General features: G+C 64.2%; 26 protein-coding genes. 9 read left to right on the top strand and 17 right to left on the bottom strand.

Features of this window, described 5'->3' with window-relative positions; translation table 11 throughout:
• Positions 1-27: 27 nt before the first annotated feature.
• Entirely contained in the window at positions 28-1,689 is a 1,662-nt protein-coding gene (locus ABD301_RS29910; RefSeq protein ID WP_344313647.1) for a DNA repair helicase XPB, read from the top strand.
• A gap of 481 nt (positions 1,690-2,170) precedes the next feature.
• Here ABD301_RS29910 and ABD301_RS29905 read toward each other — a convergent pair whose 3' ends face one another.
• The 13 genes from ABD301_RS29905 to ABD301_RS29845 form a co-directional block, all read right to left on the bottom strand.
• The gene (locus ABD301_RS29905) at positions 2,171-2,380 is read right to left on the bottom strand and encodes a ribbon-helix-helix domain-containing protein (RefSeq protein WP_344313646.1); all 210 of its coding nucleotides are present in this window, start codon (positions 2,378-2,380) and stop codon (positions 2,171-2,173) included.
• Complete coding sequence (locus tag ABD301_RS29900) at positions 2,367-3,707, bottom strand: hypothetical protein (protein ID WP_344313645.1); 1,341 nt, start codon at positions 3,705-3,707, stop codon at positions 2,367-2,369. The genes ABD301_RS29905 and ABD301_RS29900 overlap by 14 nt, the downstream gene beginning before the upstream one ends.
• A complete protein-coding gene (locus ABD301_RS29895; RefSeq protein WP_344313644.1) occupies positions 3,676-3,921 on the bottom strand; it encodes a hypothetical protein in 246 nt (81 codons plus the stop codon). Before ABD301_RS29895 ends, ABD301_RS29900 begins: the two co-directional genes overlap by 32 nt.
• Positions 3,922-4,069: 148 nt before the next feature.
• Entirely contained in the window at positions 4,070-4,237 is a 168-nt protein-coding gene (locus ABD301_RS29890) for a hypothetical protein (protein WP_344313643.1), read from the bottom strand.
• Positions 4,238-4,339: 102 nt separating this feature from the next.
• The gene (locus ABD301_RS29885) at positions 4,340-5,608 is read right to left on the bottom strand and encodes a hypothetical protein (RefSeq protein WP_344313642.1); all 1,269 of its coding nucleotides are present in this window, start codon (positions 5,606-5,608) and stop codon (positions 4,340-4,342) included.
• Positions 5,609-5,708: 100 nt separating this feature from the next.
• Positions 5,709-6,554, bottom strand: coding sequence for an NYN domain-containing protein (locus ABD301_RS29880; RefSeq protein WP_344313641.1), 846 nt, complete (start codon positions 6,552-6,554; stop codon positions 5,709-5,711).
• Between the two features lie 176 nt (positions 6,555-6,730).
• Entirely contained in the window at positions 6,731-8,026 is a 1,296-nt protein-coding gene (locus tag ABD301_RS29875) for a methyltransferase domain-containing protein (protein ID WP_344313640.1), read from the bottom strand.
• Positions 8,023-9,087, bottom strand: coding sequence for an MvdC/MvdD family ATP grasp protein (locus tag ABD301_RS29870; RefSeq protein ID WP_344313639.1), 1,065 nt, complete (start codon positions 9,085-9,087; stop codon positions 8,023-8,025). Before ABD301_RS29870 ends, ABD301_RS29875 begins: the two co-directional genes overlap by 4 nt.
• 1 nt (position 9,088) lies before the next feature.
• A complete protein-coding gene (locus tag ABD301_RS29865; RefSeq protein ID WP_344313638.1) occupies positions 9,089-9,631 on the bottom strand; it encodes a hypothetical protein in 543 nt (180 codons plus the stop codon).
• 75 nt (positions 9,632-9,706) lie between these two features.
• Positions 9,707-10,783 carry a hypothetical protein gene (locus tag ABD301_RS29860; protein WP_344313637.1) on the bottom strand — a complete coding sequence of 359 codons (1,077 nt, stop codon included), beginning with the start codon at positions 10,781-10,783 and terminating at the stop codon, positions 9,707-9,709.
• A gap of 71 nt (positions 10,784-10,854) precedes the next feature.
• Complete coding sequence (locus ABD301_RS29855; RefSeq protein WP_163572519.1) at positions 10,855-11,223, bottom strand: hypothetical protein; 369 nt, start codon at positions 11,221-11,223, stop codon at positions 10,855-10,857.
• 220 nt (positions 11,224-11,443) lie between these two features.
• A complete protein-coding gene (locus ABD301_RS29850; protein ID WP_163572518.1) occupies positions 11,444-11,911 on the bottom strand; it encodes a hypothetical protein in 468 nt (155 codons plus the stop codon).
• A gap of 362 nt (positions 11,912-12,273) precedes the next feature.
• On the bottom strand, positions 12,274-12,621 hold the full coding sequence (locus ABD301_RS29845) for a hypothetical protein (protein WP_163572517.1): 348 nt from the start codon (positions 12,619-12,621) through the stop codon (positions 12,274-12,276).
• A 444-nt stretch (positions 12,622-13,065) separates the two neighbouring features.
• Between ABD301_RS29845 and ABD301_RS29840 the strand changes: the two genes are divergently transcribed.
• Positions 13,066-14,481, top strand: a complete 1,416-nt coding sequence (locus ABD301_RS29840) for an NsdA family TPR-like regulatory protein (RefSeq protein WP_344313636.1) — start codon at positions 13,066-13,068, stop codon at positions 14,479-14,481.
• A 23-nt stretch (positions 14,482-14,504) separates the two neighbouring features.
• Complete coding sequence (locus tag ABD301_RS29835) at positions 14,505-15,386, top strand: phosphotransferase family protein (RefSeq protein ID WP_344313635.1); 882 nt, start codon at positions 14,505-14,507, stop codon at positions 15,384-15,386.
• Positions 15,387-15,561: 175 nt separating this feature from the next.
• Here ABD301_RS29835 and ABD301_RS29830 read toward each other — a convergent pair whose 3' ends face one another.
• The 4 genes from ABD301_RS29830 to ABD301_RS29815 form a co-directional block, all read right to left on the bottom strand.
• Positions 15,562-17,442, bottom strand: a complete 1,881-nt coding sequence (locus tag ABD301_RS29830; RefSeq protein ID WP_163572514.1) for a hypothetical protein — start codon at positions 17,440-17,442, stop codon at positions 15,562-15,564.
• A gap of 132 nt (positions 17,443-17,574) precedes the next feature.
• Positions 17,575-17,790 carry a hypothetical protein gene (locus ABD301_RS29825; RefSeq protein ID WP_163572513.1) on the bottom strand — a complete coding sequence of 72 codons (216 nt, stop codon included), beginning with the start codon at positions 17,788-17,790 and terminating at the stop codon, positions 17,575-17,577.
• A gap of 127 nt (positions 17,791-17,917) precedes the next feature.
• Positions 17,918-18,565, bottom strand: a complete 648-nt coding sequence (locus tag ABD301_RS29820) for a hypothetical protein (protein ID WP_163572512.1) — start codon at positions 18,563-18,565, stop codon at positions 17,918-17,920.
• 79 nt (positions 18,566-18,644) lie between these two features.
• Positions 18,645-19,481, bottom strand: coding sequence for a GntR family transcriptional regulator (locus ABD301_RS29815; protein WP_344313634.1), 837 nt, complete (start codon positions 19,479-19,481; stop codon positions 18,645-18,647).
• A 540-nt stretch (positions 19,482-20,021) separates the two neighbouring features.
• Between ABD301_RS29815 and ABD301_RS29810 the strand changes: the two genes are divergently transcribed.
• The 6 genes from ABD301_RS29810 to ABD301_RS29785 all read left to right on the top strand — a co-directional run bounded on the left by ABD301_RS29810 (position 20,022) and on the right by ABD301_RS29785 (position 25,411).
• Positions 20,022-20,504: a hypothetical protein gene (locus tag ABD301_RS29810; protein WP_344313633.1), complete on the top strand. Its 483-nt coding sequence runs from the start codon at positions 20,022-20,024 to the stop codon at positions 20,502-20,504.
• Entirely contained in the window at positions 20,501-21,565 is a 1,065-nt protein-coding gene (locus ABD301_RS29805; protein WP_163572507.1) for a DUF2637 domain-containing protein, read from the top strand. The genes ABD301_RS29810 and ABD301_RS29805 overlap by 4 nt, the downstream gene beginning before the upstream one ends.
• Positions 21,566-21,764: 199 nt before the next feature.
• The gene (locus ABD301_RS29800) at positions 21,765-21,956 is read left to right on the top strand and encodes a hypothetical protein (RefSeq protein ID WP_279582487.1); all 192 of its coding nucleotides are present in this window, start codon (positions 21,765-21,767) and stop codon (positions 21,954-21,956) included.
• 297 nt (positions 21,957-22,253) lie between these two features.
• On the top strand, positions 22,254-22,619 hold the full coding sequence (locus tag ABD301_RS29795; protein WP_344313631.1) for a hypothetical protein: 366 nt from the start codon (positions 22,254-22,256) through the stop codon (positions 22,617-22,619).
• A complete protein-coding gene (locus tag ABD301_RS29790) occupies positions 22,619-24,952 on the top strand; it encodes a hypothetical protein (protein WP_344313629.1) in 2,334 nt (777 codons plus the stop codon). The genes ABD301_RS29795 and ABD301_RS29790 overlap by 1 nt, the downstream gene beginning before the upstream one ends.
• Positions 24,953-25,105: 153 nt before the next feature.
• Positions 25,106-25,411, top strand: coding sequence for a hypothetical protein (locus tag ABD301_RS29785; protein WP_344313628.1), 306 nt, complete (start codon positions 25,106-25,108; stop codon positions 25,409-25,411).
• Positions 25,412-25,880 lie beyond the last annotated feature (469 nt).

The raw sequence follows: 25,880 nt of genomic DNA, 5'->3' as shown, positions 1-25,880 counted from the left end.
GCTGGCGGCGAGGCACACTTAACGGCTGTGACTGATGGCCCGCTGATCGTCCAATCTGACAAGACACTGCTGCTCGAGATCGACCATCCTGCCGCGCAGGAGTGCCGGCTGGCGGTGGCGCCGTTCGCGGAGCTGGAACGCGCTCCAGAGCACGTCCACACGTACCGCATCACGCCCTTAGGGCTGTGGAACGCGCGCGCAGCGGGCCACGACGCCGAGTCGGTGATCGACGCGCTGGTCCGGTTCTCGCGCTTCCCGGTGCCGCACGCGCTGCTGGTCGACGTGGCCGAGACCATGGACCGGTACGGCCGGTTGCAGCTGTCCGCCGATCCGGTGCACGGCCTCATCCTGCGGGCCACCGACCGGGCCGTGCTGACCGAGATCAGCAGAAACAAGAAGATCGCGCCGATGCTCGGCGCGAGGCTGGACGACGACACGGTGCTGGTGCATCCGTCCGAGCGCGGCCGGTTGAAACAGGCGCTGCTGAAGGTCGGGTGGCCGGCCGAGGACCTGGCCGGCTACGTCGACGGCGAGGCACACGCGATCGCACTGGCCGAGGACGGCTGGGTGCTGCGCGACTATCAGAAACAGGCAGTCGACTCGTTCTGGGCCGGTGGCTCCGGTGTCGTGGTGCTGCCGTGCGGTGCCGGCAAGACGCTGGTCGGTGCGGCCGCGATGGCCCGCGCGTCGGCGACCACCCTGATCCTGGTCACCAACACGGTCGCCGGCCGGCAGTGGAAGCGCGAGCTGGTCGCCCGTACGTCCCTGACCGAGGATGAGATCGGCGAGTATTCCGGCGAGCGTAAGGAAATCCGGCCGGTCACCATCGCCACGTACCAGGTGATGACCACTCGCCGAAAGGGCGAGTATCGGCACCTGGATCTTTTCGACTCCCGTGACTGGGGTCTGGTCGTGTACGACGAGGTGCACCTGCTGCCGGCACCGATCTTCCGGCTGACCGCCGACCTGCAGTCCCGCCGGCGGCTCGGGCTGACCGCCACACTGGTACGTGAAGACGGCCGCGAAGGTGACGTTTTCTCTTTGATCGGCCCGAAACGCTATGACGCGCCATGGAAGGACATCGAGGCACAGGGCTGGATCGCGCCGGCCGAGTGCACCGAGGTGCGGGTGACGCTGACCGAGGCCGAGCGGATGGCGTACGCCGTCGCCGAGCCGGAGGAGCGCTACCGGATGTGCGCCACCGCGCGTACGAAAATACCGGTCGTCAAGAAACTCCTGGAAAAGCACGTCGGCGAGCCGGTGCTCGTGATCGGCGCGTATCTGGACCAGCTCGACCAGCTGTCCGCGGAGCTGGAAGCTCCAGTCATCGAAGGGAAAACGACCAACAAGGAACGCGAACGCCTCTTCGACGCCTTCCGCCGCGGCGAGGTGCCGACGCTGGTCGTCTCCAAGGTCGCGAACTTCTCCATCGACCTGCCCGAAGCGGCGGTAGCGATCCAGGTGTCCGGGACTTTTGGCTCCCGGCAAGAAGAAGCGCAACGACTCGGTCGCGTCCTGCGACCCAAGGCCGACCACCGGCAGGCGCATTTCTACACGGTCGTCTCACGTGACACCCTCGACGCTGATTACGCCGCGCACCGGCAGCGTTTCCTCGCTGAACAGGGTTACGCGTACACCATCGTCGACGCCGACGACCTCCTCGGCCCAGCGATCCCGGACGTCGGCTGAGTCTCTGGCCGCAGTGCTGTGTTGATGGCCGCAGTGCCTGCGGCGGCGCATCCGGATCGCGTCGCCGGGGCACCCAAAAACCGGGCTGCGCCTCTGGCCGCAGTGCCTGCGGCGGCGCATCCGGATCGCGTCGCCGGGGCACCCAAAAACCGGGCACCCCACCGCCACGATCCTGGGCGACCTTCGGTCGCCGCGCGGGCGGGGTTGGGTTAGCGGCGGTGGCTGGCATCGGTGTGGCTGGCATCGGTGTGGCTGGGATTGGTGGGCAAGTAGCTGCTACAACTACTGAGGTACTAACGCACTGTCCTCCCGTCCGTGTGAATGGTGACTTGCTGGAGAGTTTTTCTTTGTCAGCAATAAAAATGTCTAGAGTTGAGGAAGGGAAACAGTGCCCACCGACTGGGACGACGTCGGCGTGTCATGTTCCTAATCTCGGGCGCATGTCCGTTTTGATGGTTTTTGGTTGGTTGATCTGTTGTGGCTAGGTATGGGGTAGTGCCAGTTCGTGTTCGTGGCCTGAGGTGTGGTTCATGACGCGGATGGTGTTGCCTGCGGCGAGTTCGCCTTTGATGAAGTTCCATGTGCCGATGGCTTGGCGGACGGTCTCGGTGATGGTGAGGTTATGGCGCTTGGCGTGTGCGGTGAGCACGGCGGCTGCTTCGTCGTTGATGTTGATCTCAAGGCGTATCACGGGTGGCTGCGTCTTCCTCGGCATGGGTCGGCGTGCTCGCTTGTGGCTGTTCTGGCGCCAAGGTGATCCAACGCGCGGCCTCTTGGTGGGTAAGTTCTCGTACTTGGCTCAGGGTGGGTGTCATACGGTCGAACAAGCGTCCAGTGACCCACGTGTGCGCGTGCGATGACGGGCTGAGGATGACCATCCGGGGACTGTCGATGGTGTTGCTCGTGGTGGGGATGTCGGCGGGCAGGGCGTCATCGGGGAGCGGTACTCCGTGGCAGTCGGTGAGGTCGTAGAACGGTTCCATGCGGGTGCGTTGTCTGCCGCTGCCGTCTGCGGCGGCTACCTGCTCGCGACTGGGTCCGGGACCGGTCAGCAGACCCGAACCTGACATGGTCGCGGCGAGCAGGGTATGCAGTTGCCGGAGGTCGGCGATTCCGGCGATGGTGACCATGAACCCTCGACCGGAGGGCTGGTGGAGCACGATCAGCGGCTCGTCGTCCAGCACCCGCAGCAGCACGGCGACGAAGTGCAGTTCACCGCGCCATGGCCGCACTCGGTCCACGGCGGCTTTCAGGGTGTCACGGTCAGGCAGTGCGCGGCGGACGTTCCGATCTTGCAGCAGAGCTAGGGCCGCGCGCATCCACGAGTCGAGCGTGTACCAGGACGCGGTCATCAGATGCGCGCTGACCTCACGCTGCCGGGGATCATGGTCATCGGGGCAACAGTCAACCCAGCCCGTGGGGTCCTGGATGTCAAGGTCTGCGCCGTAGTCTGCACGCGTCATGGCGGTGGTGCGCTTTTTCCGGTTCGCTGTCAGGGCTGCGGTGAGTTGCTCGGTTACGGTGGCGCGGGTGGTCGCGTCGTCGTCGTGAGGATGGGGAAAATGTGGGCGCTGTCCGGGTGTGCGTGGCCATAGTTGGATGAAGCATGCGCACTCGTTGAGGGCGAAGGTCAGCATTCCGAATACCGGTTCGACTAGTGGTGTCGGATCGGCGCCGAGCTCGACCAGGCGGGCGCATACGGCGGCCAGGTCCGCCGCGACGTCTACGGCCAGTTCTTCGATGGCCTCCGCGAGTTCGGGCATCGCTGCCGCTACTTGCGCTGCGGTGGCGCTTTCGCCAGCGACGGCGACCGCTGTCACGGCCTCCCGGCATGCCCGGTCGTGCCACGCGCCTAACGGGATCGCGCCCGGTGTCAGGTCGTGCTCGCCGGAAAACTCGTCGGCGAACATGCCTACCAGTGCCATCAACCGGGCGACCGCGTCACCCATCGTCCCCACGGTCAGCCCCTCCTGGGCAATGCTGCGGTCAGCGTTCGTCATCGGGCTGGTCACAGTCATCAGGACTGTCATCAGTCAGGAGCGACAGGGGAAATACGGCCAGTTCGAGCAGGTCGGTTTTGTTCAGCAACGCGGCGTACTTTTCCTCTAGCTGCGTCGTTCGCTGCAAGAGGTTCTCAATGATGTCTTGTTGAGTCTCGATGATGTTGATCAGTTGATCTCTGCCGACAACGGCTCGCCGCGCGCGTAAAGAGCGCGTGGTATGCCTGGTCACAGGTCGCGGAGTCACCAATACCTGACCTTTACGAGTAGGCGCGCAGTTGGCGCGGGATAAGACTGCGAATGACAAAGGCAACGGTCTTTCCTTTACAATACAACAACTATTTGACACGGGTTAAGCCGTGTTCTTCTTGTTGCGCGTGTCACCGCTCGTCGTCATCGCCGTCTGTTGATGTGGACAACTGAGGGAATACCGCAAACTCCACCATGTCACTCCTGCTGAGCAGAGCTGTGTTGCTTTCTTCTAGGTAACCGACTCGGTCTAACAGTTGCTCGATGGCATCCTGCTGAATCTCTATCGTGTCGATCATGAGGGAATTCAGGTGTCGTTGCCGGAAGGGCCACATCATTATCGCTAGTTTCGTTGACGACACTTGTATTTCTTCTCTGGTCGGTAGCGTGTGAGTGGTGAGTTACGGGGTGCTGCGTACGTACGCCAGCAGATCGTCAACGGCGGATTCCGGGTATCGCTGGCTCAGATCGTGCAGGATCGCGGACGCGGTCTCGCCTTCTCCCGCGTCGTAGTGCGCCCACATTGCCCGTGCCTGCTGGACGGCGTCCGGATCGAACTGGGAGCCGGTAGGACCGGACCCGGTCAGTTGGACGCTGGCCGGCACGGGAACCGTGGCCGTGACACCGCTGGCGTCTTGGCTCGCATGGTCGCCGCGCTGGGAGTCGTCGGCGTTGCTGTTCGCGGTATTTCGCGTGTCGCGGTCTGACGGGTGGTCTGGCGCTTCGCTGCCGCTGGCTTCCTGGATGTCGTCCTCTCCGGCGATGGTGCGGGTTGCGGGTGCGGCCATGGACCACACGACGATCAGAGCCGCGCCGACGATGGCTGGGCCCCATTGATGCTGGGTCAGCAGCAGTACGGTCACACCGCCGATGGCGGCGGTGACCAGGTGCCCGGCCGGTTGGTAGGTGGCGGTGATCCACTTCGCCTTGGCGCTCTGCTGGGTTGTGCGGGCGACGACCGAGGCATGCAGCACGATGATGTACGCCTGCGGTCCGATGATCGCGGCACCGATGGCGGCGGCGTAGTAGGCGCCGCTCGGGCCGTCCGGAGCGATGCCGTGCAGCGTGATGGCGTACGAGTACAAGACAATCAACGTCACGATCGTCACGACCCAAAACGAGGCCGCCGTTATGGCCGCGTCTCGCGGAGGAGACACCCACACTCGGGGCACCGTTACCGGCTCCGTGCCGGTCTGCGCGGCTTCTGACTCGACCCACTCCCGCGCCCTGCGGACGCTCAAGGCTGCCCCGGCGGCGGCAACGGCGGTCAGGTTCCCGACAATCGCTGTTCCGACGACGGCGAATATCCACCACCACTGACCGGCCCAGATCACGCCCACCAGGGCAAGCAGCAGACATATGTTGATGGGGATCAGGAGCCAGAATCCGGACGCGTCCCGACGTGCATGGACGTACGCCCAATACATGGCCGTGGTCCACGCCAGCGTCAGCACCGCCGACGCGGCGAACATCCACCCGTCCGACAAGCCGAATACCACCGGGAGTATGTGCGCCCACGTGAGGATCCACAGCCCGGTCGTCACAAGGAAGCCAAGCGGGACGATTGCCACCGACTGGATCACCCATTGCCCGTTGGCCTGCGCCACGTCCGGCGGAACCTGTATTGGTGTGTGAGTTTGAGATTGTTGGTTGACCGCTGTTGTCGTCATCGGTGCTGCCCCTTTCTTGACCTTCTGAGGACCACGCCAGTCTAGGCATCAAACGGACATAAGACACTAAAACGGAAGGCCGGTGGGATGCTGGAATCGGTCACCCGTGCGGTGAGTCGAGCAGCGCCACTGTGAGGTCACCGCCCTTGTGGGCGTCGCGGATGTCCAGCAAATAGCGGTGCTGGGTAAGGAATTCGCGGAATGCGCGGCATCCATATGTCGACTCGCGAAAGTAGGGATCGATGCGCAGCATGCGGCTTTTCAGCTCTGAGGCCACTACCGGGCCACTGCTGGCCTTGAGCACGTCCACCAGGACGCGCACGCCGGGCGACCACACCGCGCCCTCACTCGTCGCCGGATCCGAGGTCGGACACGATGGCGGGCTGCTGGGGGTGATGCTCTGCCGGTCGTTGGCTGGTGGGTTTTCAGTGCTGCGGTTGGTATCGCGGTCTGCTGGTGTTTCGGTGGCCGCGAGGATGGACGACCACATGTGATATTGCGAGCAGACTGCTTTGAGGCGGTCGCTGACGGCGGTGCGTACGCCGATGCCGATCACGGTTTTGTTGTATTCACGCAGCCGTACGGCCAGAGGGCAGAAGTCACTGTCTCCGGTGGCCAACACGAATGTCTCTATTTCGGGGTGGGTGAACAGAATTTCGGTCGCATCGACGGCCATCCGAACGTCAGCCGCGTTCTTGCCACGGGGCGTGAGCGCGGGGACGTGGACCATGTCCACGCCGAACCGTGTCAGCCAGTCCTGGTGCTGCCGCATGTCGGCGTTGCCCCAGTCGGCGTAGGCGAACCGGATCGACGCGTTCGCGAATCCGCGACACAAGGCGTGCAACGCCCGCTCGGGCAGAGCCGTGCCGGTGCGGGTCACGTCACCGGCCAGTTGGTCGTGTTTGGCGCTGATGACGAGGTTTTCCAGATCGATGAATACCGCCACCTGGCCGACCGGAAGAGGTAGCGTCTGGCTCCCGCGTTTTCCTGGCATTCCTGGCCAGAATCGATCTGCCAGCCACGTGAACCGCTTCGGCGTAGCCGTGTGCGTGCCGGCAGGGTTGGCGGCACCGTTGGCGACAAAGTGTGTGGCCGGGACTTGGGTTCGCGTGTCGGGTGTGCTCATGTGCCGCTGCCCTGCGTGGTATCGCTGGTGCGGCCGGCCAGGAGCGGGAAGATATGCCGGCTGTCGGGGTCGTCCAGCCAGATTTCCTGGGTGCTGGGGTCGGCTCCGGCGGTCAAGCCGAACCGGGTACGCGCCGGACGGCCTAGCTTGTCGTAGGTGGCGGTGGCGTGCTCGATGGTGTCCCAGAGCCGCCGTGCGCCACGTTGAACGACATTCCAGGTTCCGCCCCTACCCGGCGCCACCGTCGCCTCAGCCATCGCGTCAGCGGTGTATACGACCACGCTCCCGTGGTCGACACTGCCCACCACACGCAAGCCGGGAGCGTGCAGCCAGCAGAACCATGAATAATCGCGGTCGCGAGCCAGCACCGTACGCGGGTCAAGGGCGGTGGTGCCGTACTGCGCCGGGGCGCCGCCAGCAAATCCCATGGTCTGCCCTGGTCCCAGTGGGTCATCGACGCTACGCCGCAACGGCATAAACGCGGCCGGGTACGCGTCCACGCGCCCCACCAATTCCCCGCCGTCGCCGTCGTTTTCGGTTTCACTGCTGGGCTGAGCAGCGGATGCGTCGGTGGGTTTGTCGGCCACCAGCAGCGGTCCGGCGTCCGCGTCCAGTGGGGCAACGATGCGACCGCCGGGCGTCAACTGCTCGATCCAGGCCGGCGGAATGTGCGTGATGGCGCAGGTGGCCAGGATACGGTCAAACGGTCCTTGTTCCGGCCATCCCGACGCACCGTCTCCGGACCTCAACGCTGGGCGCAGGCCAAGACTGGCCAGGCGGCCGCGCGCGGTCTCGACCAGCTCCGGATCGATGTCGACAGACACGACGTTGCTCTCACCAAGGCGGTGCGTCAATAACGCGGTGTTGTATCCGGTGCCGGTGCCGATCTCCAACACCCGGCACCGCTGCTGCCCAATGTCGTCGGCGTCGGCGATGTTGAGGCGGTCCAGCATCACCGCCATGACCGATGGTTGGCTGGACGAGGACGTCGGCAAGTCCTGCCGCGCCGCCCCGGCGCCGGTTGACGCGGTCTGTGTCAGCAACGCGTTGTTGGAGTACACCTCCGCCCACCAGCGCGGCACGCCGATAGGCAACTCGATGAATCCCGCACTGTCCCCGATCAACACGTGCGGGGTGAACAGGTGCCGGGGAATGCTGGCGAATGCGCGTTTCCAAGCCGGATCCGGCACCACTCCCTCAGCGGCCAGCACCGCCGCCAACGCCGCAGCGCGCCCCTTCCACGCATCACCCGCGCCACTGTCGGACGCCGTGTCGGTTTTCGGTGTGCTCATGTTTTGGTGTCACCATTCAAGTTTGTTGCGGTGAGGTGGTCGGCGATAGCGTCCGCGATGGGGAGGCCGCATTCTTCGGCCAACCAGCCCCAGACGCCGTTGGGATTGGCTTCAAGGGTGATCCACTGCCCGTCCGGCCGGATCACGAAATCAAACGCCGAATACGCCAATCCCGCAGACCGCAGATACGCCGCGATACCGGCGCGGACCGGCCCTGGGACCTCGATCGGTTCGTATCGCAAATTGTCGTAGTCCGACCGCCAGTCCACCAGCGCCGCCGGGCTGTCGGCGTGAATCGCCACCGCGAACAATTCGTCACCAACCGCGGTTACCCGGCTCTCACACTTTTTGTCCTGCCAGGCTTGGAAAAGGTGCGCAGTAGCAGCGACGCTGGCCAACTCCTCACACGCAGGTCCGATCTCACCAGCGGACAACCGGCGGGTGTAGACGATGGACTCTCCACCGTCCTCCCACACGATCGGCTCCGCCAGCGGCTTGACGACCAGATCCCCATACGCGGCGGCGAAATCCCGGACCCGCGCCGGGCTGTTAGTGATGATCGTCGGCGGGACGGTCAGGCCGGCGTGCTTGAGCTGGGCGAGTTGGCGGGGCTTGTACTCGGCGTCGGCGATGGCCGCCGGATGCGACAGCCACCGGGCCGGCAGGCTGGCCAGCACGCCGCCCACGCCGATACGTGCCTGGGCGTAGCTGAACCGCCGCTCTGGCTCCGACAACCCCGCCGGAAGGTCGAACGCACCCGGCTTGCGGTAGTACACCGCTGCCACGTCGGCCAGCCGCAACACCTCACCGGCCACCTCCACCTCGCCACCCCAACCAACGCAGTCCGTCAACTCCCGGCCGGCAGGCTCTGCGGACAGCTGACCGGCGGACAGGTCGGCGGACAGGGTCATGCGCTGGGGAAAGTCGGCGGTGTCCAGCACCATCGACCGTGCGCCCCGAGCGTGCAGGCTCGCGCTGACGTGTTCCACCGCCCAATCGTCGGCCTGCCCGAGGATGAGCACCACCGCACCCTCACCGGTTCTGGTCCGGGGAATGGTCATGTCAGCTGTCCGGGACGGTGTAGGAGTCGTCAACTTCCCGGTTGTCCAACCGAGTCCGCTGCGGAATCGTCCGCTGACTCGCGGGCGTACGGTGCTTGCCTCCCGACAGCTCCGGCAGACCGTCCAGCCCACCGTTTCGCCGAACCGGCCGCACCGCCCGAAGCACGAACGGCCGCGCCGCGCTGGGCGGCTCATCGTTAGCCGGCCGCGACCCCAGATCTACCGGGAAACGGTACGGCGCCGGCATCACCGGATCCTGCGCCGCAGATTCCCGCTGCGCCGCACCTGGTGATTGGCCGGTCCCTGCTTCCGCAGATCGAGCCATGACCGGTGCCCCTTCCACTGTTTTGATGTGATGGCATTGGTCTTGCGCCGCCGCGTCCGCGACCGGGACCGGCGGCAGAGTTAACGCGGGAAAGAGGACGTCTACGTCGAACGTGGCCATCATTGCCTTGTGACTGGTGTATTCGTGGACCGCCGCCAGGACGAGTGCCATCCACCCCAATGCCAGGAGTGTCATCTCCGTAAAATCATTCACCGCCATGAAAACCACTCTCCTTCTCGGTCGTCGATACGTTTATTCGTTTGGTTACTGGTCATCAGTCGTCCCTGGTGGTTATCAATCGGTGGGGGCGGGTGCGATGTAACGGAGCCAGCGCCTGGATTCGGCGGGGCCAAGGTGCCGTGTCACGGTGAGCGTGGGGAGCATGTGGGGAAAGCGTCTCCCGATGTCCCAGCGTTCGATATTTGTTTGTTGGTCCAGCACGATGACGCGGTGACCGTGCACCAGCGGAATATCGGCGGGGATGCTGTGATTCCAGATCTGCGCGCCGTGGACGTCTCGGAGCGAGAAAAAACTCGAAAAATAGCCAGCCATCTCGTCTGTATCGATCGGACTGTCCGTGGCAGCAGCGACCTGTAGCGGGTCGGGTCCGATGCCGGCATCCTCAATCAACCCCCACTCGCCTGTCCCGATCAGCCGGGCAGCAAGCAGGGTATGCAACTGGAAAACGTTAGGGATCCCGGACATACGCAACCGGTAACCGCGACCGGAGGCCCGGTGCAACACCATCAGCGGTTCATCATCGAGCACAGCCAACAACACCGACAGGTCCATCACCTCCGGCAGAAACTCAGCACAAGCGTCCACCGCATCCATCCACGCTTGGCGCGTCAAAGGCTGCTCATGCAACTGATCCCGCACCGCTCGCTGTTGCAGCAGCACCGATACCGCGTGTTGCCATCGACTGATGGTGTGCCAACCCATCGCCGCCTCGTACGCTTGCGCGTTGCCGACCACCGCCGTGAGCGCATCCCGAATCGCCCCCACGGACGTGGCCGAATCCGGTAGCTCGACATGCCGCTTTCCGCCCGGCGACGAACCGAGCCAGGCGCGATCGAGCACCACGCATCCGTTCAACGCCCGCAGCGCACACGTGAGCAGTGGTCCCGCAACGGGTGTCGGGTCGGCGCCGCGCTCGACAAACGCCGCGCACCGCAACGAAAGCTCGGCTCCGGCGTCCAAGGGTAGGACCGGGAACAAGTCGGCCAACCCATGCACGACGTCGGACAGTTCGGCTGGGCCAACGGTCGCGGCACGCTGCTCAAGGGCCGCCAACGCGCACCAAAACGCGTTCTCGTCGCTCGTCCAGCCAGCGGCTGTCTCCGCCACTCTCCGGATCTCATTGGCCAGCACTACTATCTCTCTTTCCGTTGCGCATCAACGTTTTTGCCGTCGAAATTCCCCGGCTGGGGGCGCCGCGCGGTTTAGGCGGCCGGCGGCGGTGCCCAGAGTCGGTGAGCCGGGCCGTGGTGGTCGAATGTCCAGTCCAGCTCGACGCACCGGGCCTGGTTGACGATGGTCATCCACACCGATGGCACGCCGGAACCAGGCCGCACGTATGGAAAACACTCCACAATCGCGTGGTCCAACCCGTGATCGGCGAACGCTGCCCGCAGCTGCGCCGCGCCATTGATCGCGGTCCGGTAAGCGGCCATCAACTCCGCCCACTCGCCCGGCGGGACCTTGGCCAGCGCTTCGTCATCGATACCAGCCGTCAGCGACGCGACGACCGAATCAATCACCGCAGCCAGGGCCGGATCCGGCTCCGGCTCCGGTGCTGTGCTCGTTACCACCTTCAACCTCCCCGTCGTGTTCTCGACCGAAAGGCCCCCCAGACCGCGTACAGCACGCGGGCACACCACGGGAACCTCCGGTACCCTCAGGCACCGGAGGTCCCCAGGACCTCCAGCCGGACCACCCGCCCCTTCCACGGATAGTGGGTGGCCCGGCCTTAACCTCTATTCCCTCCGGCACGTCACTGCCGGATTCGCCTCACTGGCAACAAAATCCAGATCACGGCAATGCACCTCGCCACTCCTGCGGAGCCGCTAACCGACCATCGGGTTGTCCCACCCAGCGAACCGAGACCGACGCCGGCAACCGGGACTCGTCCATCACGCGGCCCGCCGTAGCAGCACTGCCGCCGCTCAGCTCGTTTACAGGTGGCTGGTTCGGTTGTTCGTGGCGATGCCGACGACGCTTCGCCGAGCCCTGCTCCAGCTGGCCAGCGACAGCGGCTCGCCGGGTTGGCAGTCGCGGCGGGGGCGGCGGAACGGGATCGTCGAATGCGGCCGGGTTCCGGCCGTAGAACGTGAGCACCTGTTCGGCATGCCGCCGGATCACGCACGGCCAGTCCTGGACACAGCCCGGCGCCCGGCAGATCGGCAGAGCAGCGGCTGCGCCCTTGGGCAGCAACGGCTGGTGCTTACTGCTCTGGTCAATCGCGGTCGCCAGCAGGCCAGGCTGATCTGACAATGGCACGGCTAGCCCTCCCGCCCGATACGGTGGCGCGACCCGGCTCTCATGCAGGAGACAGAGAGCCGGGCCGGCCGTGGCAGGCACGACGTTCGAGGTCTTGGATGGGGTAAGACCGCAAATCGCCGAAGCCCTGCCGGCAGGACCCACAAAGGGGTCAAGAACGTGCCCAGCGCATCCGGACTCATGACCGGACAGCTGGTCAAGCAATGGCGCAACCCGGCGCGCGACGTTCGCGCGTACCCGGCTGGCCCGGCCGCGCGGCCGGCGCTGAGGCAAGCCGGCCTCGCCACGCGTCGTCGGGGTGGTTGGCCGGTCGCCACGGCGCGCATCAGGCAGCAGCAGCGACTGGCCGGCTTCAGGAGGCATCACGCTTGCCCCGTCCCATCACGCACCGGCTCCGTTACCACAGGAGCCGGTCGAGGAGTCTTTCGGGTGCGGCTTCGATTGGCCTTCTCGACATGGACCGGCACCCGCTCGACCACAGCCAGCAGAATGACGATCACGTCGTCACGCGACAGCTCGTCACGCCAGGTCACGGCCTCGTTGATCCCGAACCACCAATCGACGCCCTCACGGCGTGCCTCAGCCCGCAGACTGGACTGATACGCCGCCACCAGCTCCGGCATACGCGAATCGGAAACCACCGCAGCGACCCGCCGAACAACATCACGCCGGGTCAAGCCGTCCACGCCGTTCAGATCCACGGCGATCACCGCCCCCACCACAGCAAACGGCGTAACCAGCGCACTTCCGCCCCCACGGACAACCGCCGCCAAACCGGCCGCATCGACCCGGACAACCCGTCCACGCCAAGCATGTACGCATCGCACGGCCACTCCTGGGCACACATCGGACAGAAACCAGTCCGACGACGGTGATCGTCACAAACCCGCGCGCTCAACTCCCACAAAAGGTCATCGCGCACCCGGTCAGACCGCACATCCAGAGCAGCCGAAATCTCGTCTTCGTCCAGCTCAGACTGCTTTTGCATCGCCTTAGGCATCTGGCGCCCTCCCTCCGCATGCGATCTTGGGAATGTCCGGTGTAGGTGATCCGGTAGGCACCTAGAGTGAACGCATACGGCCCGAACGGCAGGGGGGCACGTAGGGGGCACAGGGGGGCACAATGACCCCTAAGGCCACACGAGCGGGGTAGCGATGACCGAAGGCAGCAAACTGGAGTGGGCGCGCCGCCTGCGCGCGGAGCGAGAACGTCCCGACCGAAACTGGTCACGTCCTGACATGGCACGCGAGATGCGGAAGACAGCTGCTCGTCTACGAATGAGCGAACCCGATCCGCGTCAATTGGCCGACAACATCAAGCGCTGGGAACGCGGCACTGTCGTCAGGGCGCCGGACGCAGTCCATCAGCTACTCATCGCCACGACTCTCGGACTTAGCGTCGCTGAGTTGTTCGGCGATGCGGCCGCTCCGTTGCCTAGCTCTCTTCGCGCTGCGAACGCGGGTAAGGTCAACGACGACCTGCCGTACTACGTGCTAGCCGAGGATGATTCTGTGCAGCGTCGTCGTTTTCTGGCCTGGTTGACATCCTTGTCGGCCGGCTTGGTGCAACTGCCCCAGACAGTTAGAGACACGATCGCAATCGCCGGCCAGCAACCCGACGTTCTGCGACGCATATCCGGCGAGGACGTGCAGAATCTGCGCGCAACTACTGAGATGTTTCAGGCGTGGGATCATCGAGTCGGTGGTGGCCTATCTCGCCACGCGGTCATCAGCCAGCTCGGTTGGGCTGTGCATCAGCTTGATGCTGGGGTTTCGGGTGAGACGGCTGGCCAGATTCGAGATTGGAAAGTGGCTACGGCGCTATTGGCGGCTGTTGCTGGCTGGAAGAGTCACGATGCTGGTTTTGACCAACAGGCTCGCCAGCTTCTGACGCTCGGGGTGCGGCTCGCGGCGGACGCTGATGACCAGCCGGTACAAGCCTATTTGTTGTCGGACCTAGCGGTGCAGGCTGTACACATCGGGCGGCCAAAAATTGGTCTTGATCTGGCGAGACGCGCGCTCGAGGTCGGCGACGATGCAACCCCTCTAACGAAAGGCATGCTGCATGCCTTTAAGGCTCGAGCACATGGCCTAATGGGTAATGAGTCTGGCCTGCGGCGGGAGACCAGTCACGCAGAAGAGGAATACAGTCTCGCGACTCAGGATGACCGCTTGAGGGAACCATGGATGGACTTCTACGATCGTGCCGAATTGTACGGCGATACGGGCACGGCTTGGCGACTGTTTGCCTGGCATTATCCTGATCAACGCTCGGAATCAGGAAGCGTTAGAGAAGCAGGCGAGCGGCTTGCTAAGGCCGCAAATGGGTACGGCGATGAGTTCGCGCGGAGTAGGGCACTCTGTAGTTTGATGGGCGCAAGTCTCTATATGAGAGCTGGTGAGCCGGACGCAGCGATGGCGATTGCTACGCATTCAGCAACGTCAGACTTGGGCATAGTCCAGTCTGCACGCGTGGAGAGCTACGCCCACGACCTTGAGAAAGCCTCTCGTCCATTCAAACGCCGGTCCGACGTGTCGGGAATGATCGAACGCCTTACAACTGCCAGCTAATGTATTGAGGAGCCCATACTTAAGTGCCCGCCCCGGATCACTTTGACGCAATGCTTGCTGCCGCCGAAAAACTCCACATCTCCACCAACGGCGCCGAGCCAATACGCATTGGAGACAATGCAATTTACCGGCTCGCCGGCGGTGTCGTCGCGCGTGTCTCTCGGCCGGGCCGAAGCGCGGCAGCTGCAAAAGAAGTAGCGGTGGCGCGTTGGCTTGAGCGCAATAGTATTCCGACCGTCATAGCCTTGCCGGATATCGAGCAGCCAGTATTCGTCGCTGACCGCGCAGTCACATTCTGGCGCGAACTGCCACCCCACCACGAGGGCACGCTATTGCAAGTAGCGCAGGCGCTAAGGGTCCTCCATTGCCTTCCGCAACCCGAAAATTTTGTACTTCCGGACCTCGATCCATTTGTAGGACTCATCGGCCGGATTGACGCGATGCCAACGATTAGCCCGGATGAGCGGGAATGGCTTGTCGGCCATCTCGACCATTTACGCACCCGCCACGCCGAGGAAATATCGTCGTTGCGGACGTGCGTTGTCCACGGTGACGCTCACAGTGGAAACATCGTAAGCACTGAGGACGGCACCGTGTTGTTTCTCGACTTCGAGCGAGCGGCGATAGGTCCACCCGAATGGGACCTAGTCTCTAGCGCCGTCGAATACGATTCCGCGGGTTGGATTAGCGATTCCGAATACGGAAGTTTTGTCGAGGGATACGGGCAAGATGTTCTGGCCTGGCCCCACTATGACATCTTTCGAGATATTCGGGAAATGCGTATGACCTGCTATGTCGCCCAACTGGCGAGTGACCACAAGGACGCCAAAGGGGAGGCATCTCTTCGAATCGCATGTTTGCAAGGTCGCCGTGGTCCCCGACCGTGGACGTGGGCACCGATGTAATTTCTCGTGGAGCGTCACGTGAGCGCAGGTTCAGGGGTTGCTCAGTATATTGTTCGCGATGGCGGTAATTTCCTCGCGGAGCACACAACCAGAAGGCGGGACGCGTCGTAGACGCTGTCTAGGGCTGCTGCTTCTGGGGCTTGTGCTAAAACGTAGTAGCAGGTGGCGAGCGACGCTATGCATTGGAGGCAACAACATAGAGCTCTGCCCCTGAGCCCACTACGGTTGTTCTGACGGAGTTCAAGAGTGTCTCAAGTAGCTGAAGGCGAAGTCGATCGTCGCTTGGCTTGCCGTCAGCGACATTCCGTAATTCTCTGTACCTACTTTCGACAAGATGCGGTTGTATGACAATGACCTGTGTCTCAGTAATAAGATCTGGATACCCAAGATATTCAATGAGATCCGACCGACTGTCTACTCGAACGCCATCTGTCCATGATGCCTGTCTGCGGAGACTCCCTCGCTCCAGCTTTTCTTTGAGTCTAATAGGGTCGGTGTAGATGGTATTCTTTGACGCTTGGCTTGCAACCACCTCGTAGGCCCCTACGGAGATTCTCCGCAGCGTCGACGCGCTATCAGCTCCTTTTACGTGAATGAGGCTGAGCACCCCGGCTAGGGAGATATGGATAAAATCTGCGATTTCGCCAGAGCCGTCATCGCAGGTCAGCCAGCCGGTCGAATAATGATCCAACACCCAAGCAAATAGCGAGCGATCTCCATCCTTGCCAATTCTTTCGTGAATCGTCTCGAAGTTTTCCGCCTTAACGCCTTTGTCGACTAACGGCTTCTCTCTGTCGATATCGTAGCCGCTAAAGTCCTCAAATCGCCACTGTGGGAAGCGTGCGATTTGCATTTGGCGATGCCAGATTCTTCCCGCAACGTAAGTATGCCCTGAACGATAGTGAACTGAGACGAGATCTCTATAGGCCATTTCAAGACCTCGGCGTATTGCGGACACTGGAGGCTCGTTGCTCGGTTGGCCGTGGATGCCAAAGTGAAGCTTCGTAACCTCACCAATCCGCTCCAGGCGAACGGAGATGGTGCCACCTATGCAACCCTCATATCCAACGTCGATCTTAAACCTCGACGATGCCAAGTCGCCGCGAATTTCAATAATAGCGTCACGAAGAAGTTCAGCTACATCAGCAACCGTTGACTCTCTTTCACGGTTAGAAATCAGCTCCTCCGGAGTCAGAACCGAGATGTCAAATGCGCCACGCACTTCCGTGATGTCGGTCGTCTCATAGGCAAACAAGGGAAACAGTCGCTCAGGAGGCAGATCGACTGATAACACTTCTTCGAGTAGACCGAAGAGCTGCACAGAGACTGCAAGATACTCTTGAAAAGTAGTAGACGGCTTGACCCAGACGGACGATTTATGCATCGTTGTGCCGACAAGTACGGTCGCGCCATCATGTACAGACTGCTCGTCTAGTGCGGCGCGCGCCGAACCTAAGGCGAATGTACTGTCTTCTATGGGGTTGATTGCTTCTTGTAAGCGCAGGCCGCCAATGTTCTTGCTATCAGGTCGAGTTGCGCGTCTCGGATGTGTGCCTCGCAACCAAAAATGCTTCGCTTCACCCCGAAGGAATGCATTCTCAAGGGTAGTCGGTGAGATTCGCCTTACGGGTGGAATTGGTTCTCGATCCAGCCTCAGCTGCAGACGGTGCCTCAATGAGTCAAATGCGTGGATACCGACAAGTCGATTCTTTCGAATGGCGAGCGTCAGGAGATGGCTTGTATCAAGAAATTGAATGTCGTTTTGAATCCAGCCTACCGAGTCGATTGTTCGCGTAACGAAAGTGAAGGCTTGATCTACCTCAACCGCTGATAGTTGCAGTGATATTGGCGATTTGTCGTGAATTTCGGCTCCGTACGCGACGATGTCAACGCCTTGATGTACCCCTTTCACCGCCTCGTTCTGAAGGAAGTTGATCAGCCAATCAAATGCCACTACGGGATCAGGAGTGGTGCATTCCAGCACTACTAGCGAAATGTACGGACGCAGCTCACTCCAAGCCACATTGCCAGGTAAGTTACCAGATGCATCGGCCATGTAACTAACGGTAGCCTCTCGGGCGTCGCGTGAGTCGGGAATGCATGAAAAGGCATCTTTCCCGTTACGCCATCCCGGCAATCGGCGGCGCTGATCACGACTCCGATCATGACGAGGGACACCATGAAGAATCTATTCGACAGGCTCACTGTCTGCCGAAGGGAACGCTGCGAGCCAGTACATGAGCTGCACGTCGTCGGCCGAACGGCGGATCTGCTCCAGCGCCAGGGTCTGACCGCTCATGCTGTCGTACGTGACGCGGACGGTGATCAACATTGGTGTGCTGGAGGGGCTGCGAAGGGCCTGCGCGCCGTCCGGGTCAGCGCTGCCATCCGTCCAGCAGCGCATGCTTGGGACACCAGGCGCGACCTTGGGCCATCCTGGCGTCAAGGTCGCGCTGCCGGCTGTCCGGCCCGGTCATCGGCGCTGGTCGCCGTGAGCTAATCCACCATCGGGCATGTAAGTCGCCTGCCGATCAGCAGTAACTCCGTGGGTTGGTGCCGGTTTTGGTGTTCGTTTTGCCGCTCGTCTTGCCTGTTGTCCCGCTGCCGCCGCGTCCTGTGCTGCCGCTAGTGCCGTGGCCGCTGCCTCCGGTGCCGCCGCCACTTCCGCCGCCTCGTGTGTCTAACTGCTGATAGGCGGCGCAACCGTTGACGCGACGGGTGTTGAGCTGACTGGCTGGTACAGGTTTGTTTGTCTTGTCAACGAAACGTGCGCGGGCTTGCCGCAGAGTGATCAGGGATGAGTACCGGCTGTTGAACGGGCTACTGTATTTCTGGTCGTAGGTGGAGCGGTACGCGCTGGGTACGTAGGTGTCGCGGTAGACGGGCTGGGAGTACCACAGCTGCTGGTAGATCAGGTGCCACAGGAACAGCTGACTGATCAGGTCGGTATTGGTGTCTCGGTATCCGGTTGGCGCGTTGGCGGGGAGTTGGTACCAGTACTGCGGCGGCACGCCGGAGTCCTTGCATTCGTCCCGCGACACGACGTATCCGCAGGTCGGGTGCCCGTCTATGACCGGGCCGGGCGCTGCCGGGTGTAGTGCGTTGTCAGTTTCGCAGCCAGATATCAGCACGGCGGCGATGCTGGCGGCGGCAATCGCGGTGATGATGCGTTTTCCCATGTCTTCCCCCGTTTTTGGTTCAGGTAGGCGTTGGGCGGGTGGTGTACGCCGGTCGGTCCTGGCGTTGCGCCCGTTCGGTTTAGCGGTTTGCGGCGGTGGTGTCTGCGGTGGTGAGGTGGTATCGGAGTTGGGTGTCATCGGCGGACCGCCGGGTTTCTTCGTACGCGAGGACGCGGCCGGTGGTGGCGTCGCTGATGGCGCGGTGGGTGGTGAACATCGGGGTGCCGCCGGGGATGCGTAGTGCGGTCGAGTCGTCGGGTGTGGGCATCCGGGCGCGGATGTCGTCGGTGTAGGCCAGCGTGTGTCCGGCGGCGGCCAGGATGGCGTAGAGCTGCCCGCCAGTGGGGAATCCTTCGCTGTCCAGTGCGGCCTCGAGCGCGGGGATCTCGACGAGGACGGCGAACGGGATCACGGTCTTGTGGCTGAGCCTTCGCCCGGCGCGGTCGGTCAGTAGCCGGGGATATTCCAGTACGGGCGCGTGTTCTGGCTGTCCGAGCGTGAGCGCGATCTCCGCTCGTGCTTCGGTGTGCAGTTTGGGCGGCGGTTCGACCTCACGCCATCCGAACGCGTCGGCGTCGGTATCGATCACCGCGACCGCGCCGGCATCAGAGCCGCCATCTTGGCCGGCGTCGGCGTCGCGCTTGATGGTGACGTCCCGGGTGTGCGTCTGGTTGGGGCGGTCGGTGGGGCGGCGGCGGACGAACGCCCCTTTGCCGTGCAGGACGGTGACGAGTCCTTCGGCGGCGAGCGCCTGGACGGCGTTGCGGGCGGTGGCTCTGCTTTCGCCGTACTCGGCGGTTAGCTGGTTTTCGCTCGGCAGTGGGCTGCCGGGTGGGTATACGCCGTCCTCGATGCGTTCGCGTAGGACGCTGGCCAGTCGCGCGTATTTGGTGGTGTTCTCACTGTTCGTGGCCATGATGCACTCGTTTGCCTCCCCGCGCGGACCGGCCCGTTTTGGTCGCCGTGCTCGTCCGCGCCCTGTTCGCTTGTCACTCTCGTGTGTGTCGTTACGCAGTCGGTGTGTGTTGTGTGGTGATCGTGTCGCTCGTTGTCACGTTGCTTGTCACAGTCATGCCTGCGGTTGTCGCTGCGCCTCAACTGTCAGTGGTCTGCTCTACACTGCGCATCACTGATTGAATCAGTGGAACCATAACCCCTTGACGTTCGTCTTGTCTAGAGGCATAGTGGTGATGGTACTGATTAGATCAGTGACGTAAGGAGTGATGCAAGGTCAACGTTGGTGCTGGTGAGAGGGGGATGACGTGAGCAGTCGCAAGAGTCAGACGGGCCGCTGTCGGCGGGTCAGCTGGGTGCCCAGCGGGCCGGAGGCGGTGCCGTGCATCTGCGGCGCACTACCCGATGCCGGACGCGGTGAGTGCGGTAAGTGCCGCAACGCCGCCCGGTGGAGACGACACCACAGCGGACCCAGAACCCACGCACACAGAGAGGACTACCGATGACCAACAACAACCAGAACGGGCCTGACCGGAACGGGCCTAAGCAGAACGGGAAGGGCCGGAGCACGGCTCAGCCGGTGTGGCCGGTGACGCGGCCGGCGGACTTGGAGGACGTGTCGCCGTTCGAGCTGGCACGTCGTTTCATCTACCGCCGCTGGACGTTGGTACCGGACGGCACGCCACCGGTTCTGGCTGAATTGGAAAAGCTCGCCGTGATGACGGCGTTGGGCCGGTGGATGTGGCGGTGGTCGCCGGTCACGATTCACCGCGCTTTGCTGGCCGGAGCCGCAGTCCACGCGGTCGCCGACAGCGCTGCTCTGACCGTTGTGCAGCTGGCGGCGCACTGGCGGCAGTGGGCGGACGAGCAGCGGCGCCTGCACACCTTTGACTGCCGTTTCGGCATGCCACCGGACGAGTACACCCAGGTGTGCGCTCTGTTCGCCGCGGCCGGCGCCGACCCGCACCTTGGGGCCGCATCATGACCCCAGCCACCACTACCGGTCCGACTCCGGCTCCCCGGCCACCGGCGGACCCTCTACCGGCAGGCCCGCTGCCGGTCCACGAGACGGCAGCGGCAACCGGCACGCGCGGCAGCCATCCCGGCGGCGGTAACACGGCCGAGCGGACGTCCGCGCGGCATGCCGCCGTCACCGGTCCGGTGCCGCAGGACGTGGCAGGACCCCAGGAGCCAACGTCCGTACGGGCGCGGCGTGTCTACCGAGAGTCAGTAACGGCGGGCCGGCCGTTGACCGGTGAGGAGCTGGGCAAAATGTGCGGCCGGTCCGGACGGTGGGGCCGTGCGCAGATCAAGGCCGCAAAAGCCGACCTCACGACCGCGCCAACCGATGTGACCGGTGCCGCCAACCACACCACGACAACGCCGAAGCTGCCGGAGCGGACGTCGCACACCGCGACGGAACCAGCGGGGGCGCCGGAGGTAGCCGGCCCTGCCACTGCCCGTGCCATCGACCGTGCCGTCGACTATGCCGCCGGAACCGGGGTGCCCGGATCTGGTTGGGCGCAGCGTCCGGGAGCGACCGCGTCAGCGGTCGCCGGGTTGACGGCCGGCGTGGTGGTGTCGGTGGCGGCGAACATCGCGCATTCGTTCCTGCCACCAGAGGGACTCGCGGCAACGGCGGCGGCACAGTGGCACCCGGCCCTCGGCGCGGTACTGGCCGCCGCCTGGTGGCCGCTGGCCCTGTTTCTCGCCGTGGAAGTCCTGACCCGCGTTCGGTGGCAGACCGGTCCGTGGTGGGCGACCGCCCGGTACGGCGGCGTGACCGTCGTGGCAGTGGTGGCCGCGATCGTCTCCTACCGGCATATGGCCGGGCTGTTGACCGCGTACGGGGAGGACTGGCTCAGCTCGCATATCGGGCCCTTGGCGGTTGATGGATTGATGGTCGTGGCAGGGCTGGCACTGCTGTCCATCGGCGCCCACCGACACCACCCCACGGCGCCGGACCGGGAGCCGCCGCAGCCGGGCGCAGACGTTGCCCGCAACCCGACCACCGATCCGACAGCAGAAGGGAGCACTCATCGATGACCGCGACCCGTTCGCGCAGTGCTCGTCAACGGCAGGCCCGGATGACTCCACTGATCGCCGCCATCATCCGGTACCGCCAGTGGGCCGCTGCGCAATCGATACGCCGCACCCAGACCTGGCATTGAGAGAACATCACAGGCCGCGCTCGCGGCCAGCGTTTCGCAGGCCCCGCAAGGACAACGAAGGGAGGTGAGAAAAAGTGTTGGTGACTATCCCGATTGTCATCGTGCTGTTGGCCATTGTCGGCGTGCTCTGTTGGAAGGGCGGCCTGAAATGGTGGCACGCCGCTGTCGTGGTGCTGCTCGGATTCGCTATCGCGTCCTGGCCGGCGGTCGCGCCGGTCGTCGGCTCGATCCTGGCCGGGCTCGTCCACGAAATCAACCGACGCTAAGAATTCGACCCGACACCCACCATCGATCCCATTTTTCCGTTTACCGCAAAGGCGAAACATTCACCACGCGCTCCCGTGACACGGGGCAGGAAGGACGAAAGCCATTGGATAGCCACAACTCTTTGGAGGCGATACCCCATTTCCCCGCACGACCACACAAGTATTCCCAGTCCTAGCAACGACAACAGCACGGCATCCATCACCGAGACCGGCAACGGGTCCACGTCCCGTTCCCGGCGAGCCCCGCACCAGGGCGGAAAGGCAGGCGCACTGACCACCAACCGAAAGGAGCACCCCATGACCCCCGACCACACCCACAACAGCCCTCAGGGCACCCATTCCACCGACACAGCACCTGACACCGGAATGCAGGTCGCGTACTGGCTTTTGCGTCAGGCGTACGCAAACCTCGTCGCCGCCGGATACGCCACCATCGGCGCAGATCTGGACCGCGAACCCCACCCACTGGCCTACCTGGTCGACGAACTGCCGCACCCACCCCAGGGACACCCGCTGGCCGACAACTGGCCACCGGCCTACCCGGACACCTATTTCACGGACTACCGCTTCGGCATCGACCCGGACCGCGACGACCCCGACCCAGACGATCACGGACACGACGACCCGTACGGGACCGGAGCTGTTGACGGGGGGTGGTGCTGATGATGGCCAACCGACCGCCTTTTGACGACAACGAACCCCACGACCCGTACGACGACGACACCCACGACAGCCAGCACGGCGACGACCGCGACGAAAACGGCTACCTGCACATCGCCGACCTGGAGGCGGCGTGGTCCGCCAACATGACCAAGGAACCGCCGCGCATCCCCGCGCAGCGCGACCCCGACGACACCGACGATCCCGACGACGATCCCGACCTGGACAGCTCTGATGGTGCGGTGGTGGATCGTGAGTCGGTGCTGGTCGGCCCGGTGGTGTGGGGCGGCCCGGTGGACCCGCCGGACGAGCGCCCGAATCTGGGGTCCCGGTGGGCTGGGTCGCGGTGGCGCGGCCGGTCGTCCGCATCGGCGATGGCGGTGCGGCGGTCGCGTCCGCCGATCATCCCGGCGTGGCTGCGCTCTCGCGCCGATCTGGCGGCGGCGGTGCGGTGGGCGGTCAAGGACACCCTGTACGTGGTGGGATATCACGCGGTCCGGCTCCCCAAATACGTCGCCAAGACCACCGTGTACGCGCCACTGGGCGCGACCCGTGCTCTGGCGCGGTTGCTGCGCTGGGCGAGCGCGCAGGAAGGCAACGCGCCGTTGCGGCAGTGGGCAGCGGACCACAACGACCCGGTCACCTGGCTCAACCTGGACCGGCGGCGGGTGGACCAGTCCCGGTTCCGGTGGATTGTGGTGGTGACCGGCGCGCTGGCGGCGGTGGTCGGCGGGATCGTGTTCCTGTACGTCCCGATCCCGGACCTCGCGCGGTGGGCGTTCTACGCCGTGATGGCCCTCGCGTTCGCCCGTTCTGGGCGTCCGGCGGACAAGCCGATCCTGGACCGCGTCTCGCAGGCACCCAAGTACCGCAAGCTGACCGCCGAACTGGTGCGACGCGGGCTGACCAGTATCCAGCTGGCCGGCATCAACCAGGCGGTGGGCAAGGACCCGGCGGCGATCTCCTTCCCGTTGGAAATCCATCGAGACGGCCCGGGTCACCTGGCGGTGGTGGACCTGCCGTTCGGAGTGGAGGCCGGCGACGTGATCGCCCGGCGGGGCCGGTTGGCGTCCGCGCTGCGGCTGCCGCTGGACCAGGTGTGGCCCGAACCCGACCGGGCACACACCGGCCGGCTCCGGCTATGGGTGGGCGACGAACCCGCGTCCGCGATGGCTCAGCCGGCGTGGCCGCTCGCGCACGGCCCCAAGGTTGACGTGTTTGCGCCGTTCCCGTTCGCCAACGATCCCCGGCTGCGCAACGTGGACGGTCAGCTGATCGCGCGGTCGTGGCTGTTCGGCGGCCGGCCGGGGTCCGGCAAGACCGGCGCGATGCGGGTCCCGGTGTTCGCCGCCGGGCTGGACCCTCGAGTGGAAATCCGTGGGTACGAACTCAAGGGCGTGGGAGATTTCAAGGTCCTGGAACCGATCCTGTCCGAGTACGGGAACGGTTTCGACGACGACACCATCGCCGCCTGCGCGCAGATGCTGGTGTGGCTGTACGCCGAATGCCAGCGCCGGTCCAAGCGGATCGACTTCTACCACGCCAAGGGCATGGCACCTGAGAACAAGGTCACCGCGGAATTGGCCTCCTTGAAGGGATCCGGGCTGCATCCGCTGCTGGTGTTCATCGACGAAATTCAGGAACTCATCACCCACCCCGCACACGGAAAGAAGGCCGGGGAACTCCTGGAAAAGATCATCAAGCTGTGCCGCGCGCTGGGCGTGACGCTGCTGATCGGCACCCAGATCCCGGACAAGGGCAGCCTGCCGCCGGGCATCACCCGCAACGTCAACACCCGGTTCTGTCTCGCGGTCGGTGACCAGATAGCCAACGACATGATCCTGGGAACGTCGATGTACCGGCAGGGGTACCGGGCTACCGCGTTCGAGCCGGACAAGGACGCCGGGTGGGGTATCACAGTCGGGTTCGGCAAGCCCGGCACCGCCCACGCCTACGAAATCAACGCGGCGCTCCAGGCGCAGATCGTGGCCCGCGCGATCGCCTACCGCCGGGCCGCCGGCACCCTGCCGGCCACGCCCATCGAACGGGACACGACGCCCGCGTTCGATCTGCTGCACGACCTGGCCGCCGTCTGGCCAGCCGGTGAGGACCGGGTCTGGAACGAAACCCTCATCCCGCTGCTGACCGACCTTCGGCCCGACATCTACACCGGGTGGAAGCCCGAACAGCTCACCACCATGCTCAAGCCCCTCGGGGTGCCGGTCGGGCAGATCGGCCGGCAGGTGGACGGGAAGTTCATCAACCGGCGCGGCCCCTCCTACCAGGACATCATCCAGGCCGCCATCACCCGCCGTGACCAGAACAAGAACCAGTAAACCCCACGACAACACGGAATCGGGCGCTATGCCTAGCAGCCCCCACTGCTAGGCATAGCACCACCCTTAGCACCCAACACCGCCACTGACCTGCCCTATCACAGCTAGCAGCATGTTCAAGCCCAACTCTCGAAACCCCGCCTGGAGGTGAAAATGACCCTACCTCTGTTCCTCGTGCTAACCGCGATCCTCATCCCCACGGTTCTCACGCTCCGTTACGCCCACCTGTGTTGGTCGCGACCGTTCACCCACTGCCGGCGCTGCGCCGGCACCGGCCGCGTCCGCTCGGCGTTCGGACTCAGCACCCGCGAATGCCGGCCCTGCCAGGGCATCGGCTACCGGCTCCGCACCGGACGGCACGTCCTGAACTACGTACGCCGCCTGCACCACGACGCACGCACCGCCGCCGCCCGCGACCAGGCCAACCAGAACACCCACCGGACCAACCACAGGAGGTGACACCACGCCCCACCGATCCCGACCCACCCAGGAGGCACCGGAGACCACTACCAACGACGATCCCGATCCTGCCACCCCCAGCAGCACCGAACCCAGTAGCAGCGAACCCGATGGCCCCGACACCATGGACGGGCCGACCCAGCGAACCCAGCGCCCGGCACCGCGTATACCCCGCCAGCGAACACGCACCCGCCCCGCACGAACGCCAACACCCCATCCACCGCCACGGCCCCTGCTGACACCGCAGGAATGGGCCGAGGAACAAGTCAAAAACGCCCCACCGCGCTCCGTGGAATGGGCCCGCCGGGTCGCCCGTATCTACGGCCTCACCCTCGACGAGGACACCGACAGTGAGACGGGAACTAAGAACGACATCAGCGGGCCTTGACGCCTGACTGACTCCGGCGGCTCCGCGAGCGCATCCCCCGCTCGCGGAGCCACCCCGGTACTACGCTGGCTCGTGCTGGTG

It is taken from the genome of Fodinicola feengrottensis, from assembly GCF_039530045.1.
Taxonomy (GTDB): Bacteria; Actinomycetota; Actinomycetes; order Mycobacteriales; family HKI-0501; genus Fodinicola; species Fodinicola feengrottensis.
This window is presented reverse-complemented; position numbering and strand designations above follow the sequence as displayed.

Bases quoted from the DNA above. Each gene is read 5' to 3' on its own strand.
- ABD301_RS29875 (WP_344313640.1), bottom strand. From the start codon at position 8,026: ATGAGCACACCGAAAACCGACACGGCGTCCGACAGTGGCGCGGGTGAT.
- ABD301_RS29840 (WP_344313636.1), top strand. From the start codon at position 13,066: ATGACCGAAGGCAGCAAACTGGAGTGGGCGCGCCGCCTGCGCGCGGAG.
- ABD301_RS29790 (WP_344313629.1), top strand. From the start codon at position 22,619: ATGATGGCCAACCGACCGCCTTTTGACGACAACGAACCCCACGACCCG.
- ABD301_RS29815 (WP_344313634.1), bottom strand. From the start codon at position 19,481: ATGGCCACGAACAGTGAGAACACCACCAAATACGCGCGACTGGCCAGC.
- ABD301_RS29885 (WP_344313642.1), bottom strand. From the start codon at position 5,608: ATGACGACAACAGCGGTCAACCAACAATCTCAAACTCACACACCAATA.
- ABD301_RS29865 (WP_344313638.1), bottom strand. From the start codon at position 9,631: ATGGCGGTGAATGATTTTACGGAGATGACACTCCTGGCATTGGGGTGG.
- ABD301_RS29900 (WP_344313645.1), bottom strand. From the start codon at position 3,707: ATGACTGTGACCAGCCCGATGACGAACGCTGACCGCAGCATTGCCCAG.
- ABD301_RS29785 (WP_344313628.1), top strand. From the start codon at position 25,106: ATGACCCTACCTCTGTTCCTCGTGCTAACCGCGATCCTCATCCCCACG.
- ABD301_RS29890 (WP_344313643.1), bottom strand. From the start codon at position 4,237: ATGATCGACACGATAGAGATTCAGCAGGATGCCATCGAGCAACTGTTA.
- ABD301_RS29805 (WP_163572507.1), top strand. From the start codon at position 20,501: ATGACCCCAGCCACCACTACCGGTCCGACTCCGGCTCCCCGGCCACCG.
- ABD301_RS29870 (WP_344313639.1), bottom strand. From the start codon at position 9,087: ATGACCATTCCCCGGACCAGAACCGGTGAGGGTGCGGTGGTGCTCATC.
- ABD301_RS29825 (WP_163572513.1), bottom strand. From the start codon at position 17,790: ATGCGCTGCTGGACGGATGGCAGCGCTGACCCGGACGGCGCGCAGGCC.
- ABD301_RS29820 (WP_163572512.1), bottom strand. From the start codon at position 18,565: ATGGGAAAACGCATCATCACCGCGATTGCCGCCGCCAGCATCGCCGCC.
- ABD301_RS29810 (WP_344313633.1), top strand. From the start codon at position 20,022: ATGACCAACAACAACCAGAACGGGCCTGACCGGAACGGGCCTAAGCAG.
- ABD301_RS29795 (WP_344313631.1), top strand. From the start codon at position 22,254: ATGACCCCCGACCACACCCACAACAGCCCTCAGGGCACCCATTCCACC.
- ABD301_RS29830 (WP_163572514.1), bottom strand. From the start codon at position 17,442: ATGGCCGATGCATCTGGTAACTTACCTGGCAATGTGGCTTGGAGTGAG.